Annotated in this window: 13 protein-coding genes; 10 read left to right on the top strand and 3 right to left on the bottom strand. The window is 72.4% G+C overall.

Annotated features, from left to right (window positions below; all coding sequences use genetic code 11):
• Positions 1-113: 113 nt before the first annotated feature.
• Complete coding sequence (locus AB0O11_RS28215; protein WP_363392371.1) at positions 114-932, top strand: thioesterase family protein; 819 nt, start codon at positions 114-116, stop codon at positions 930-932.
• Positions 933-1,002: 70 nt separating this feature from the next.
• Here AB0O11_RS28215 and AB0O11_RS28210 read toward each other — a convergent pair whose 3' ends face one another.
• Together AB0O11_RS28210 and AB0O11_RS28205 are read right to left on the bottom strand one after the other, a co-directional pair.
• The gene (locus AB0O11_RS28210) at positions 1,003-2,328 is read right to left on the bottom strand and encodes a radical SAM protein (RefSeq protein ID WP_363392369.1); all 1,326 of its coding nucleotides are present in this window, start codon (positions 2,326-2,328) and stop codon (positions 1,003-1,005) included.
• Between the two features lie 209 nt (positions 2,329-2,537).
• A complete protein-coding gene (locus AB0O11_RS28205; RefSeq protein ID WP_363392368.1) occupies positions 2,538-3,119 on the bottom strand; it encodes an XRE family transcriptional regulator in 582 nt (193 codons plus the stop codon).
• A gap of 311 nt (positions 3,120-3,430) precedes the next feature.
• Here AB0O11_RS28205 and AB0O11_RS28200 point away from each other — a divergent pair, with 311 nt between their 5' ends.
• The 7 genes from AB0O11_RS28200 to AB0O11_RS28170 all read left to right on the top strand — a co-directional run bounded on the left by AB0O11_RS28200 (position 3,431) and on the right by AB0O11_RS28170 (position 10,547).
• The gene (locus AB0O11_RS28200; RefSeq protein WP_363392366.1) at positions 3,431-4,228 is read left to right on the top strand and encodes an aldolase; all 798 of its coding nucleotides are present in this window, start codon (positions 3,431-3,433) and stop codon (positions 4,226-4,228) included.
• Positions 4,228-5,142, top strand: a complete 915-nt coding sequence (locus AB0O11_RS28195) for a dihydrodipicolinate synthase family protein (protein WP_363392364.1) — start codon at positions 4,228-4,230, stop codon at positions 5,140-5,142. The genes AB0O11_RS28200 and AB0O11_RS28195 overlap by 1 nt, the downstream gene beginning before the upstream one ends.
• A 622-nt stretch (positions 5,143-5,764) precedes the next feature.
• The gene (locus AB0O11_RS28190) at positions 5,765-7,027 is read left to right on the top strand and encodes a family 2 encapsulin nanocompartment cargo protein terpene cyclase (protein ID WP_363392461.1); all 1,263 of its coding nucleotides are present in this window, start codon (positions 5,765-5,767) and stop codon (positions 7,025-7,027) included.
• A gap of 107 nt (positions 7,028-7,134) precedes the next feature.
• On the top strand, positions 7,135-8,013 hold the full coding sequence (locus tag AB0O11_RS28185; RefSeq protein ID WP_363392362.1) for a geranyl diphosphate 2-C-methyltransferase: 879 nt from the start codon (positions 7,135-7,137) through the stop codon (positions 8,011-8,013).
• A gap of 490 nt (positions 8,014-8,503) precedes the next feature.
• Entirely contained in the window at positions 8,504-9,574 is a 1,071-nt protein-coding gene (locus AB0O11_RS28180; protein ID WP_363392361.1) for a phosphatidylinositol-specific phospholipase C domain-containing protein, read from the top strand.
• A 114-nt stretch (positions 9,575-9,688) separates the two neighbouring features.
• Entirely contained in the window at positions 9,689-10,081 is a 393-nt protein-coding gene (locus AB0O11_RS28175; RefSeq protein WP_363392359.1) for a ribonuclease, read from the top strand.
• A 115-nt stretch (positions 10,082-10,196) separates the two neighbouring features.
• Entirely contained in the window at positions 10,197-10,547 is a 351-nt protein-coding gene (locus AB0O11_RS28170; protein ID WP_363392357.1) for an isomerase, read from the top strand.
• 69 nt (positions 10,548-10,616) lie between these two features.
• On the opposite strand, the gene AB0O11_RS28165 is transcribed toward AB0O11_RS28170, so the two are convergent.
• Positions 10,617-12,224 (bottom strand): alpha/beta hydrolase, encoded by a 1,608-nt coding sequence (locus AB0O11_RS28165; RefSeq protein WP_363392355.1) that lies wholly within the window; start codon positions 12,222-12,224, stop codon positions 10,617-10,619.
• Between the two features lie 145 nt (positions 12,225-12,369).
• Here AB0O11_RS28165 and AB0O11_RS28160 point away from each other — a divergent pair, with 145 nt between their 5' ends.
• Positions 12,370-13,722, top strand: a complete 1,353-nt coding sequence (locus AB0O11_RS28160) for an MFS transporter (protein WP_363392353.1) — start codon at positions 12,370-12,372, stop codon at positions 13,720-13,722.
• Positions 13,723-13,781: 59 nt separating this feature from the next.
• Positions 13,782-14,705, top strand: coding sequence for an SAM-dependent methyltransferase (locus AB0O11_RS28155; RefSeq protein WP_363392351.1), 924 nt, complete (start codon positions 13,782-13,784; stop codon positions 14,703-14,705).
• Positions 14,706-14,761: the final 56 nt, after the last annotated feature.

Raw genomic sequence — 14,761 nt, 5'->3', positions numbered from 1 at the left:
GACACCGCGCAGGCGGTTCGGCCCCTTACGATCCTGAACGCCGAGGTCGGGCGCCGTCGTACCACGGCGGCGCCCGCCCGGCAGCCAGCGATCCCGCCCGAGGAGAAGCGCACGTGACCACCCCCACCGCCGCGCCCGACAGCTACTACCAGCGCACCGGCGAGCACCACTACAAGCCGACCGTGCAGGCGCAGGGCGCCTGGCACCCCGACGAGCAGCACTTCAGCCCGCTCGGCGGCCTGATCGTGCACGCCATCGACCGCCACCGAGCCGGCCACCAGCGGGCCGACCGCCCCGCCGGCGGCCTGGCACTGGCCCGGATCAGTTACGACATACTCGGCCTGATCGCCCTCGACGAGTTCGAGATCACGGTGGAGACCGTCCGCCCCGGGCGCACCATCGAGCTGATCGAGGCCACGGTGGTGATCGGCGGGCGCGCCGTGGTCCGGGCCCGCGCCTGGTTCCTCGCCGAGCTGGACACCACCGCCGTCGCCGGCACCCACGACGAGCCGCTGCCCGCGCCCGAGGAGTTCGAGCCCTGGACGATGGGCGGGCTGTGGGGCGGCGGTTACATCGCCTCGATCGACGTCCGCCGCCGGGAGACCGCCCCGGGCCGCGCCGCCGCCTGGATCTCCACCCCCGTCGAGCTGGTCGCGGGGGAGCCCAGCGGCGCGCACGCCTCCTTCGTCATGCTGGTCGACACCGCGAACGGCATCGCGGTGCGGCAGAACCCCACCGAGTGGATGTTCCCCAACACCGACCTGACGATCCACTTCCACCGCCGCCCCGAGGGCCGCTGGACCGGCCTGGACACCAGCGTGAGCTTCGGCCCGGCCGGGCACGGCGTCACCAGCACCGTGCTGCACGACGTCCACGGACCGCTGGGACGGGCCGAGCAGATCCTCACCGTCCGTCCGCTGAACGGGAGTTGAGAAACCCGGCGATCGGCCGAACCCCCGGCGGCGCCACCCCGCCGGGGGGGGCGGCGCCGCCGCCCTGTGCTCAGCCGGGCAGCGAGTCCATGAAGGAGCTCACCGAGAAGACCGCCCGGCCCGGGCCTGCCGGGCCGTAGCCGGGCGGGGAGGAGAGGCCGAACTCCTCCAGGGTCGCCCGGTAGGTCTGCAACAGCCGGATGTGGTACTCCAGCGGCGCGCCCTGCGGGTTGGCCTTGCCGAGCGGGGTGGTGGGCTCGGGGCACCAGGTGGTGAAGCGCGGCACCACGCCGTGGGGCATGAAGAAGCGCAGGCCCTCCTCCGTGGAGGCGATCGCCTCGTCCACCGTGGCGAAGCCGAAGGGCTCGGCCATCTCCACGCCGGCGACGAAGTTGGGGATCACGTTCTCCGGGCCGAACACCTCGGTGGAGTCGAGGATCCGGCGGTGCCACTCGTCCCGGCCGACGTAGCGCTCCTTGCCCGGGCAGTAGAGCTCGAACAGCCGCTTGTCCCACACCTCGAAGTTGGGGTGGTAGATCCGCACGCCGTAGTCGTGGAAGCGCTGGACGTCCTCGCGCGGCAGCGCCTGGGCCACCACCTTGCCGATCCAGCGGCCGGGGAAGCGTTCCTCGATGGCCTTGGCGTACTGCCCGTAGAAGTCGGCCTCGTCCCGGCCACCGACGTGCGAGGTGATCGCGCCGCCGGTGAGGGTGTACGCCTGGGAGGCGCGGGCGGTGTCGTGCTCGTCGATCAGCGCCAGCGCCTCCAGCACCTCCTCGACCGGCTTGACCCCGGTGTACGGGCGGCCGGCGGCCTTGTGCTGGCGCCAGTTGTGGTTGATGTCGCAGTACTGGCACTCCTCCTTGGCGCCGAAGTACTGGCAGACCCGGAACACCGTGAGGTAGATCAGGTAACCCCACTGGATGGTCGGGGCGACCTCCATCACCGACTTCCCGTTGGCGAGCGTGTGCCGGTAGTAGTCCGGCATCGGCGGCAGGCCGACATCGGCGATCCGCGCACCGTCCAGGTAGAGCCCGAGGGTGCCGTCCTCGCCCGCGCCGACCCGGTACGACGAGTCCGGGTTCACCCGCACCGACACCACCGTGCGGCGCAGCCCGTACGGCCCGCCGGTCAGCACGATCTCCTCCGGCGGCCGGTTGAGCGCGGCGGCGCCCAGCTCGGGCAGGGTGCGGTGGTCGAAGGAGAAGATGAAGTACGACTTCGGTTTGACCTCGCCGCCCCCGTCGGCGCCGGTGTTTCCGCTGAGCGCGGACTCGTCGAAGGCCATGCCGCCGCGCAGCAGGTCCTCCTTGATCACCGCCTCCCGGGGCACGTCGGGATAGCGCTCCATGAGCTCCTCGACGAGTGCGGTGCGGCTGCGGGCCTGGCTCTCCATGCGCTGGTCTTCCTTCCTGGCCCCGTTCCCTCACGGCGCCCCGCCCATTCTGGTCTCCCTTACGCGTGCGGTCGTGCACCGGGCTCGGCCGGGAGGGGCCGGCCGGTCCGCGCTCTCCTCGGGGAACCGGCCCCGGGCCCGGTGCTCCTGCAGTGCTCCGGGGCTTGACCGGCCCCGGCTCTCTGCCGCACCCCGTCGCCCGGTGCGCCTCAGGGCAACCGCGAGTACGGGGGCCGGGCGTCGTGTGAAGCGTCGTAGTCGTTGGAGACCAGCAAGAGCACCGTGGCGCGCCTGGTTCCCAGGGAGCGGAGCCGGTGGGGCGTGGTGGCCTTGAAGTAGGCGCAATCGCCGGCGCCGAGCGTGATCGCGCGCGACGGGAGGACCAGCTCGACCTGCCCCTCGTGGACGAAGAGGAACTCCTCACCGGGGTGGTCCCGGAAGGGGGCGGGACCGTCGCCGAGCGGCGGGTAGAGCATGAACGGGGTCATGCCCTTGGAGCCGGCGTCGAGCGCCATGCCCTCGTAGCGGGTGCCGGACTCGTCGGGGGCGGTCAGGGCCTGACGTTCCGCGGCCCGGGTGACGGTGACCTCGCTCAGCTCCTCGGCCTCGGCGAAGAGGCTGTCCAGGGGGACTTCGAGGGCCTTGGCGAGGGACGCGCACACGGCGATCGAGGGAATGCTCTGGCCGCGTTCGACCTTCGACAGGTAGCTCTTGGTGACGCCGGACCGCTCCGCCAGCGCTTCCAGGGTCATCAGCCGTTCCTTGCGCAGCCGGCGTACCCGGTTGATCACTGGCGTCTCCCTCTCCCGTGCCCTCGGCCGACGGGCCGCGCTTGCCGCCCGCCCCGATGACACCTCGTGTCCTATAGCGAACAATGCTACGCCGCGGCGCTGCCGGCGCACCCGGGAGGTGTCCCCCGTCGGCCCCGTCCGCCACGGCCCGTCCTTGGCGCGTCCGGACTGTGGGCCGCCGTCCCGGAGAGGTGAGGGTGCCCTTGTCGCAGGAAACCTTGTGTCCTATGGTGAACAAAGTTTCCTCCGGGGCTGCGGCTCCGGACGCAGACCCCGCCACCGGGGCGGGGCCGGAAAACGGGAGCAGACACATGGCGAAAACGCTGCAGGACCCGAAGGACGTCCTCGTCGACCGCGCCGAGCGGCAGATGGACCGGCACTTCGGGGACTCGGAACTGACCACGCGCCAGAAGCTGGCGCTCACCTGCCGGATCGCATACGACGGCGGCCACGACTCGGGGCTCGCCGGGCAGATCAGCTCCCGCGGGCGGGAGCCGGGCACCTACTACACCCAGCGGCTGGGGCTGGGCTTCGACGAGATCACCGAGGACAACCTGCTGCTGGTGAACGAGGACCTGGAGGTCCTGGAGGGGACGGGCATGCCCAACCCCGCCAACCGCTTCCACTCCTGGATCTACCGGGAGCGCGCGGACGTCAACTGCATCATCCACACGCACCCGCTGCACACGGCGGCGCTCGCCATGCTGGAAGTGCCGTTGGTGGTCTCCCAGATGGACACGACGCCGCTGTACGACGACTGCGCCTTCCTCAAGGACTGGCCGGGCGTGCCGGTGGGCAACGAGGAGGGCGAGATCATCTCCGCCGCCCTCGGCGACAAGCGGGCCATCCTGCTGGCCCACCACGGCCAGCTGGTGACGGGCGCCACGATCGAGGAGGCCTGCACCCTGGCGCTGCTCATCGAGCGGGCCGCCCGCTTGCAACTGCTGGCGATGTCGGCGGGGACCATCCGGCCCCTGGACCCGGCTCTGGCCCGTGAGGCCCACGACTGGACCTCCACCGACCGGCGCAGCAAGGCGAACTTCGCCTACTGCGCGCGCAAGGCGCTGCGCAACCACCCCGACTGCGTGACCGGACAGGTGGACCTCTGATGGCCAACCCGCCCCTGAAGGGCATCATCTCCTACCCGGTCACCCCCTTCGACGCCGTCACCGGCGAGGTCGATCTGTCCGCGCTGCGGAACCTCACCGGCGAGCTCGTCGCCGCCGGCAGCCACGCCGTCGCCCCGCTGGGCAGCACCGGTGAGAGCGCCTACCTGACCGAGAAGGAGTGGGACGCGGTCTGCGAGACCACCCTGGAGACGGTGGCCGGGCAGGTGCCGACCCTCGTCGGCGTCTCCCACTGGAGCACCGAAGGCACGGTCCGCCGTGCCCGCGTGGCCGCCCGCCACGGCGCCACCGCGATCATGGTGCTGCCCCAGGTGTACTGGAAGCTGACCGAGGACGAACTCGTGCGGCACTACAGCGAGGTGGCCCGTGCCACCGACCTGCCGATGATGCTCTACAACAACCCCGGCACCAGCGGCGTGGACCTCCGGCCGGAGACGGTGGTCGCGCTCGCCCGGAAGATCCCCAACCTCACCATGGTCAAGGAGAGCTCCGGCGAGGTGTCCCGCTTCCGCGCCATCCGTGAGCTGTCCGACGGGGAGCTGTCCGTCTACAACGGCAGCAACCCGGTCGCCCTGGACGCCTTCCGTGCCGGAGCCGCCGGCTGGTGCACGGCCGCCCCCTGCCTCGTGCCGCAGCGGGTGCTGGAACTCCACGCCGCGGTCGTCGGCGGACACGACGACCGCGCGGACGCGCTGTTGCAGGAGCTGCTGCCCTTCCTGCGGTTCATCGTCCACCACGGCCTTCCCCGGGCCGTCAAGGCGGGCCTGGAGATCCGGAACCGCCCGGCCGGGCCACCGCGGCCGCCGCTGCTGCCCCTGCCCCCGAGCGAGACGGCGCGGCTACGGGAGATGCTCACCCACCTCCTCCCCGGCCAACTCCCGCCGTCCGTCGCCTGACGGCGCGAACTCCCACTGGCCCCTGTGCCGCCGGCGCCCGGGCTCGCGCCGGCGGCTCGACCGCACCGGGCGCGCAGGGCGCAGGCGTCCGGTCCCGGTCGGCGGTGCGTCACGGTGCGGCACGAGGGCCTTCTGGAAGCCGGTGCGGATGTCGCCATCCGCACCGAGCCGGAAGGCCCTCAAGCATTTCAACGCCACCCGGAGTGGGACACGACCGGCTCCACCGGGTTGACACGCGCGGCCGTCGGACCCGTCGGCCGGTGCGAGGCCGGAGCGTTACGGCGCGGGGCGGGGCGAGCACGACCACGGCGTCCCCAAACGTCATCAGCGTGAACGTTCACCCTATCGGGTGAGGAAGATCGCCCGTTGCGATGCGGAACGCGCCTTCGCGCATACGGTGGGGAACCGAGCGAGACGGGGCCGCCGCGGCCGGAGTTCCCGTTCGCGGCGGGCGAGATGACGACCCGTCATGTCGTGCGATCCTTCTCAGAGGAGGCTCCATGCCCCTGCGTGCCAGAGCGGACACACCATCCGGGCCCGTCACCGCCCCGGCGGTGGGCCCGTGAGCTCCCCGGCGATCGAACAGGTCCTGCGCGGGCCCAGCGGACTGGGCACCTCCGGGCTGCAGCTCCGGCCGCAGGCCCCGGCGGCCGAGGCCTCGGTGCGCGAGGTTCCGGCCCCCGAGGTTCCGGCGCCCGCGGTCTCGGCTGCGGAGACCGCGACGCCCGGGACCTCCGTGCCCGAGGCCGCAGCGCCCGAGGCCGCGGTGCCCGGGACCCGGGCCCCCGAGCCCCGGCTGTCAGCCCTCCTGGTCCCGCCCAGTGTGACGTCGTCCGTCCCCGTCGGCGTGACCCCGACGGCCGGGGGCTCGGCCACCGAGGCGCCGACCGGCGGCAAGCCCAGGAGCGGCGACCCGATTCCCGGCCTGTACCACCACCCGGTCGCCGAGCCCGACCCGGTGCGGGTGGAGGCGCTCAGTGCGAAGCTCAAGGTCTGGGCGATGGAGGAGATCGAGCTCTACCCACCGGAGTGGGAGAAGGACTTCGACGGGTTCTCCACCGGGCGCTACATGGTGGCCTGCCACCCGGACGCGCCGAGCGTCGACCACCTGATGCTCGCGGCCCGCCTGATGGTGGCCGAGAACGCGGTGGACGACTGCTACTGCGAGGACCTCGGCGGTTCGCCGATCGGTCTGGGCAGCCGTCTCCTGCTCGCGCACACCGCGCTGGACCCGCTGCACACCACGCCGGAGTACCACCCGGACTGGGAGGCCTCGCTGTCGTCGGACGCGCCCCGGCGCGCCTACCACTCGGCGATGGAGTACTTCACCCGGGCCGCCACGCCCTCCCAGTCGGACCGGTTCCGGCACGACATGGCGCGGCTGCACCTCGGGTACCTGGCCGAGGCCGCCTGGGACCAGGCGGACCACGTCCCGGAGGTGTGGGAGTACCTGGCCATGCGCCAGTTCAACAACTTCCGCCCCTGCCCGACGATCACGGACACCGTCGGCGGCTACGAGCTGCCCGTCGAGCTGCACGCACTGCCCGCCATGCAGCGGGTGATCGCCCTGGCCGGCAACGCGACCACCATCGTCAACGACCTGTACTCGTACACCAAGGAACTGTCCAGCCCCGGACTGCACCTGAACCTGCCGGTGGTGATCTCCGAGCGCGAGGGCGTCTCCCGCAAGGAGGGCTACCTGAAGGCGGTCGAGGTCCACAATGACCTGCAACGCGCCTTCGAGGCCGAGGCGGCGGCCCTGGCCGTGGCCTGCCCCGTGCCGGCGCTCGTACGGTTCCTGCGCGGTGTGGCCGCGTGGGTCGACGGCAACCACTACTGGCACCAGACCAACACCTACCGCTACACGCTGCCCGATTTCTGGTGACGGGACCGACTTCCGGCGACCGACCTCCGGTGACCACGTTCCGATGACCACTCCCCGGTGAACGACTGCCGGCGAGCTTCCGTTAACCATCCGCTAGGAGCTGATCCATGTCCGTGACCGACGACATCACCACCCCCGGCAGCGCCATCCCCGGCCCGGCGACGCCGTACCAGGGCGACATCGCACGTTACTGGGACCACGAGGCCCGTCCGGTCAATCTCCGTCTGGGTGACGTCGACGGCCTCTACCACCACCACTACGGCATCGGTGCGATCGACCAGGCCGCGATCGGCGACCCGGCCGACAGCGAGCGCGAGAAGAAGGTGATCGCCGAGCTGCACCGCCTGGAGTCCGCCCAGGCCGACGTGCTGCTCGACCACCTCGGCGACATCCGCGCCGACCACACCCTGGTCGACGCCGGCTGCGGCCGCGGCGGCTCGATGGTGATGGCGCACCAGCGCTTCGGCTGCCGGGTCGAGGGCCTGACCCTCTCCACCCAGCAGGCCGAGTTCGGCAACAAGCGCGCCGCCGAGCTGGGCATCGGCGGGTTCGTCCGCTCCCGGGTCGCCAACATGCTGGACATGCCCGTCGAGACCGGCTCGGTCGCGGGCTCCTGGAACAACGAGTCCAGCATGTACGTCGACCTGCACGACCTGTTCGCCGAGCACTCCCGGGTGCTGAGCGTCGGCGGCCGGTACGTGACCGTCACCGGCTGCTGGAACCCGCGCTACGGCCAGCCGTCGAAGTGGGTCTCGCAGATCAACGCCCACTTCGAGTGCAACATCCATTCGCGCCGCGAGTACCTGCGGGCGATGGCCGACAACCGACTGGTGCCGCAGGCCGTCATCGACCTGACTCCGGACACCCTGCCCTACTGGGAACTGCGGAACACCACCTCGCTGGTGACCGGCATCGAGGAGGCGTTCATCGAGTCCTACAAGGACGGCTCCTTCCAGTACGTGCTGATCGCGGCCGACCGGGTCTGATCCGGTGTCTCAGACCGGGTAGCGCCGACATCCGGTGGCGCGACACGACGGCGGCCTCCCCGCACCCGCGGGGAGGCCGCCGTCGTCCCGTGCCGGGTCCGGCTACGGCCGGGTGAAGGTGAGGCGGACGCCGCTCGGTGGACCGTAGCCCTCCCGGGAGACCGAGAAGTCGTGGACCCGGACCAGGGGCATCGCTTCCTTTGCCGCTCGGCGCCTCGCGCGTGTCTCGGGTGCGGACCGCCGCACCCCGCTCGCGGGCCACGCCACCCCGGGGCTCCGACGCCATGACGTTCCGTCACGGCCCCGGGCGCGGCGGGTGCGAGGGACGGGGACCGCGTGGAGGAAGGGGAGGGGAGGCGGGGAGAAGCGGTGCAGTCGTCACGCTATTGTCGTGCCTTCTTCATCCTGAGCACGCCCGGGCGGGCGATGCTTCGTCAGGCTGCCCGGGAGCCGGGCGGCCGGCATCCCACGACTTGGGGGGACCGTTCCGATGACCGTACGCCGCACCCTGACCGGATTCCTGGCCGCGGGCCTGATCGCCGCCGCGGCGGCGCTGGTCCCGACCGTCCCGGCGGACGCCACCGCGAGCGGGCCGGGCGACCTGCCGTTCGGCTCCGCGACCACCGTCGGCCTGCACAACACCTACGACCCGGCCGCCTTCCGGTACCTCGCCCAGGGCCTGGACACCGGCACCGGGATGATCGAGCTGGACCTCTGGCCGAACATCGTGACCAAGCAGTGGCAGGTCAGCCACTCCAACCCGTTCGGGAACTCCAACAACTGCACCGCCGCGAGCACCCCCGCGCAGCTCTACAGCGGCAGCACCGACCAGAACCTGGAGAGCTGCCTGGACGACGTCCGGGTCTGGCTCGCCGCGCACCCGGGCGCCGGTCCGCTGGTCGTCAAGCTGGAGCTCAAGCCGGGCTACTCGGCCAACCTCGGTATGGGCCCGGACCAGTTGGACACGTTGATCGCCCAGCACCTCGGCTCCGCCGTGCTGCGCCCCGCCGACCTGCTGACCAGGCCCGGCGGCGGCTCGTACGCGAGCGTCGACGAGGCGGTGCGGGCGGGCAACTGGCCGAGCCGCTCGGCGCTGGCCGGGAAGGTGCTGCTGTACGCGATCCCGGGCACGGTCGAGCTGGGCAACCCCTTCGACACCCTGCACACCGATGTCGAGCAGGGCCGGCACCTGCGCGACCTGGCGGCGGCCGGGCGGATCGGCCAGGCCCAGGTGTTCCCGTCCGTGCTCGGTGCCGCCACCGGCGACCCGCGCAGCCAGTACACCGGCGGGGACGCCTCGATCCGGCCCTGGTTCGTGGTCTTCGACGGCGACGCCTCCACCTACGTCAGGACCATCGACACCGCCTGGTACGACAACGCCCACTACCTGCTGGTGATGACGGACTCCCACCTGGTCGCCCCGGAGATCAGCGGTACCGACCCGACCGCCGACCAGGCACGGGCCCGCACCGAGCAGTTGGCGAAGGCGCACGCGAGCATCGTCTCCAGCGACTGGCGCAGGCTGCCGTCGGTGCAGTCGCTGGTGCTGTCGCGCGGCTGAGGCCGGTTCGGCGGCTGACCGGGCCGAGTCGGCCGACGGTACGGCGAGTTGACCGGAGGTGAAGAGTTGGAACGGGGCTTCCGATGGCTCCGGGCGGTCGCCATCCTGTTTGTCATGACCCGAACTCTACGCGCGTGGAAGACCCGCGTCGCCGCCACCGCCACCGTCGCCCTGGTCACCCTCGCGCCGATCGCCGTCGCCGCCGAGGCGCACGCCGCCGTGAGCGGCTCGGTGTGCCTGTCCGCCCTGCCCTCCCAGGCCCACACCACCCTCGACCTGATCGCCTCCGGCGGTCCCTTCCCGTACAGCCAGGACGGCGTCGTCTTCCAGAACCGGGAGCGCGTGCTGCCCGCGCAGTCGTCCGGCTACTACCACGAGTACACCGTGGTCACCCCGGGCTCGCCGACCCGCGGCGCCCGTCGCATCGTCACCGGCAAGCAGTACCACGAGGACTACTACACCGCCGACCACTACGTGACCTTCCGCAAGATCAACTTCGGCTGCTGACCCGACCACCGCTCCATCGGACACACCCCGGGCCCCGGCGTCGTACCCCGCGCCAGGGTTCCGGGGTGCGTCCGATAGCGTCGGCAGCGTCCGTCACCGACTCCGGGAGGTTCCCGTGCCGCAGATCCTGGTCGACCACTCGGCCGAGCTCGTCCTCGACCGGGCGGGTCTGGCCGCCGAGGTCCACCAGGCGATCACCGAGGTGATCGACACCACGGTGGCCGACTGCAAGACGCTCTTCCGCCCCGCCGGGGAGCACCACGTCGGCGACGGGAGGAGCGGCGAGGCGGTGGTGCTGGTCGAGGTGAAGATCCTGGCCGGCCGCAGCACCGAGCAGCGCGCCGAACTGACCGCCCGGGTGCTCGCCGCCCTGCGCGCCCGGATCGACCGGCCCGCCGTCATCGGCGTCCAGGTCACCGAACTCGACCGGGACACCTACCGGTTCGTCCACCACTCCGGCCACTGACCGGGGCCCCCGGAAAGCGGTGACGGCGCCGGGCCCGCAGGCCCGGCGCCGTCACCGGTGTGGTCCGGGTCAGTCGGTCGGGCAGTGGATGCCCGCCGCCGGGACGGTGCCGTCCAGCAGGAAGGCGTCCACCGAGGCGCGGATGCACTTGCTCGCGCCGTACCCGGTGTGGCCCTCGCCGTCACGGCTGAGCAGGACGGCGTTGCCGAGCTCGGCGGTGAGCTTCTCGGCCCAGGCGTACGGGGTGGCCGGGTCGCCGGTGGTGCCGACGACCACGATCGGGGTGGCGGCGGCGGACTTGATCAGGTGCGGCTTCTCGGTGGCGCGGAACGGCCAGATCCGGCAGTCCGGGTCGAACAGCGCGGCCATCGGGTCGTGCTTGCTGACCAGCGGGGCCTTGGCGGCGAGGTCGGTCAGTGCGGCCTGCAGCTGTTCGCCGGCCGGGGCGTCGGTGGCGCCGTCGGCGCAGTGGATGGCGGTGTAGGCGTCCGCCGAGGGGCTGTAACGGCCCTCCTTGTCGCGGCCGTTGTAGCCGTCGGCGAGGTCGAGCAGGTAGTCGCCCTTGCCGCGCATCATCGCCCAGCCGATGGAGTTGCGCAGGCCGGTCCAGGCCTTCTCGCCGCCGTAGAGCCGGCTGAGCACGCCGGTCCAGGCCGCGCTGGAGGTGAGGGTGCGGCCCTTCTCCGTCTTGAGCGGCTTGTCCTTGAGCCCGTCGAGGAACGCGGCGAGCTTCTGCGTCGCCTGGTCGGCGTCCTTGCCGAGCGGGCACGGGTCCTTGGTGACGCAGTCGGCGGCGAAGGCCTTCAGGGCCCGCTCGAAGCCGGCCTGCTGCTCGATGTTGTGCTGGACCAGCGAGGTGGAGGCCGAGGTGGCGCCGTCCAGGACGAGCCGGCCTACGCGGTCCGGGAACTCCTCGGCGTAGAGCGAGCCGAGGTAGGTGCCGTAGGACATGCCGAGGTAGCTGAGCTTCTGGTCGCCGAGGGCGGCGCGCAGCACGTCCATGTCCCGGGCGGAGTTGCGGGTGCCGACGAACGGCAGCACCTGGGCGTACTTGGCCTGGCAGGCGTCGGCCAGCTGCTTGCCGTGGTCGTCGCCGGCCTGGTCGGTGTTCAGCCAGCCGTCCCGGGCCGGGTCGTCCAGGCAGTTCAGCGGGCTGGTGCCGGCGGTGCCGCGCGGGTCGAAGCCGACGATGTCGTAGCGGTCGTGCACCGGGCCGTCGAAGCGCTTGGGGTCGAAGGTGACCATCCGGACGCCGGAGCCGCCCGGGCCGCCGGGGTTGAGCAGCAGCGAGCCGAGCTTCTGGTCGGGCCTGGTGGCCGGGTTGCGGACCACGGCGACGTCCAGGGTGCCGGCGGCCGGGGCGGTGTAGTCGAGCGGGACCTTGAGGGCGGCGCACTGGAGCGCCGAGGTGTCCTCCTCGTTCTGCGGGTCCTTCTGGCAGGGGCCCCAGGCGAGCTGCTGGCCGTAGAAGGCCTTGAGCGCCGGGTCGTTGGCGCCGGTGGGCTTGACCGTCGGCGTGGGCGTCGGGGTGGCGCTCGGCGTCGAGCCGGCGGCGGCCGTGGTGGGCGCGGGCGCGGCCGTGGTGCCGCTCCCGCTGGTGCAGCCGGCCAGCAGGGCGGCGGTGGCGACGGCTGCGACGGCGGCGGGCAGGGCGCGCCGCGGGCTTCGGGCGATCATGGAATGCACGGCACAGAAATATCACCTGCCTGTCACATCGGTCACATGGGATTCCCGGAGCTCTCCACGCGAGGGGCCGGACGGCGCCGTCCACCGGATGTCGGGTGTGATTCCGCGGCGGTCCGAACGGTGCCATGCTGAGGCCATGACAGGGAGCAGTGGGTCGGACCCGCGCCGTGACACGGTGCAAGTCAGCGGGCGGCGGCGGGAGTTGGCCGCGGCGACGGTCGGGTCGGTGGTCGAGTCCTTCGACTGGAACATCTACGCCGTCCTCGCGCCCTACTTCGCGGCGGACCTCTTCGGGCACGGCACCGGCGGCGTCAGCGGCGTGCTCGGCGCGTACGTCACCTTCGCGGTGGGCTTCGTTGCCCGGCCGGTCGGCTCGTACCTGATCGGGCGGCTCAGCGACACCCGGGGACGGCGCTTCGCGCTGAGCCTCGGCATGGCCGTGATCGCCGTCGCCGGACTGGGCCTCGCCGCCGTTCCGGGGCAGCGCAGCATCGGGGCCTGGGCGGCGGTGCTGGCCGTGCTCGCACGGGTGGTGCAGGGCCTCGCCTTCGGCGGGGAGGCCCCGAGCGTGGCCGCGTACGTGACCGAGACCGCCCCGCCGCGACACCGCTTCGCGTTCAGCTCGGTCTCCTACGGCGGGATCATCCTCGGCTCGCTGCTCTCCTTCGGGGTGCTCACCCTGCTGATCCACACCCTCGGCAAGTCCGGCCTGGAGAACGGCGGCTGGCGCTGGGGCTTCGTGGTTGCCGCGCTGCTCGGGCTGGCCGCCGTCTGGGTGCGGCGGTGGGCGCCGGAGAGCGCGGAGTTCCACCGCGCCAGGAGGCGCTCGGGCCGCACCGCCCGCCCGCCGTTCCTGCGGACCCTGCGGGAGCACCGCTGGGCGGTGCTCACCGTCTTCCTCAACACCCTGGGCGGGACGGTCGGTTACTACTTCGCGCTGGTGTACCTGCCGCAGTACGCCGCCGCCTACCACGTGATCGGCAAGGAGGAGGCGGCCTCCTTCATGACCGTGGTGCTCGGCGTGGTGCTGGTCACCATGCTGCTCACCGGCGCCGCCGCCGACCGCTTCGGTCTGCTGCCGGTCGCCCGGCTCGGCTTCGGCCTGCCGATCCCGCTGGTCGGGGTGCTGCTCGCCGGGTTGCGCCAGGGCTGGCTGCCGTTCCAGGTCGTCGCCGTGCTGCTGGGGATGCTGGTGGCGACGGTGCTCGGCACGCTCAACGTCTTCACCGGCCTGCTGTTCCCGACCGAGGTGCGCGCGGTCGGCCTCGGCGTGGTCAACGCGGCCACCATCGCCGCGTTCGGCGGCACCTTCCCGCTGCTCGCCGAGTGGCTGGGCGACCGGCACTGGCTGGGCGTCATCCCCGGGTACGTCACCGTCTGCACGGCCGGCCCGGCCCTCGCGCTCCTGACGGCGATGAAGGTGCCGTCCTTCGCCGCGGCCGTCCGGGAGGCGGAGGGTACGGTTCAGCGGACACCGGAAACCGCCTGACGGACGGTCATCCGCTGTGGTTGAGTGGTCCGGACCATTGCTGAACGGGGAGGGCGAGCGTGGACACCGACGCACCGGGTACCGGCACGCCGGGCGGCAACGGGCCGGACGGCGATCTGGCGGACGACCGCGCGCTGGGGGCGGGCCTGTCGGAGAGCTGGCTGACCGAGCCCGGGTTCGAGGAAGCGCCGCAGGCGGACCTGCGCACCGACCGGGCGCACTCCGCCCGGGTCTACGACTACCTGCTCGGCGGCAAGACCAACTTCCCGGCCGACCGGGAGGTGGGCGACCGCGTCATCGCCGACCTGCCCGGCGTGCGCGCGGACGCCACCGCCGCCCGCGCCGTGATGCACCGGATGGTCCGTCGGCTCGCCGAGGTGCACGGAGTCCGCCAGTTCCTGGACGTCGGTACCGGCATCCCCACCGCGCCCAACCTGCACGAGATAGTGCAGGCCGTCGACCCGGCCTGCCGCGTGGTCTACGTCGACAACGACCCGATCGTGCTCGCCCACTCGCGCGCCCTGCTCACCAGCACCCCGGAGGGCCGCACCGCCTACGTCCAGGGCGACCTGCGCGAGCCGGAGCAGTTCCTCGACGACCCGGGGGTGGCCGTCACCCTGGACCTCGGCCGGCCGGTCGCCCTGACGCTCGTCAACATCGTCCACTTCCTCTCCGACGAGGCCGCGCACCCGCCCGTCCGCAAACTCCTGGACGCCCTGCCCGCCGGCAGCTTCCTCGCCCTCTCCGCCGGGACCGCCGACGTCGCGCCGGAGCGCACCGCGACCGCCTCCCGCCGCTACGCGGAGGCCGGGATCACGCTCCACTTCCGTTCGCGCGAGCGCGTCGAACGCTTCTTCACCGGGCTGGAGATGGACGATCCGGGCGTGGTCCTGATCGACGACTGGCACCCGGAACCCGCCGGGGGCCCGGCTCCGGGCGAGGGCAAGGTCTCGGTGTACGGAGGAGTCGGCCGCAAGGTGTAGCCGGCCGCGCTCGGCGCTCGGGGCAGCCGGCACCGAGCGGTGCGCCACCGCCGGTA

This window comes from Kitasatospora sp. NPDC093102 (genome assembly GCF_040683915.1).
GTDB lineage: Bacteria > Actinomycetota > Actinomycetes > Streptomycetales > Streptomycetaceae > Kitasatospora.
Note: the sequence above shows the minus strand (reverse complement) of the source record. Positions and strands in the feature narration are given on the sequence as shown.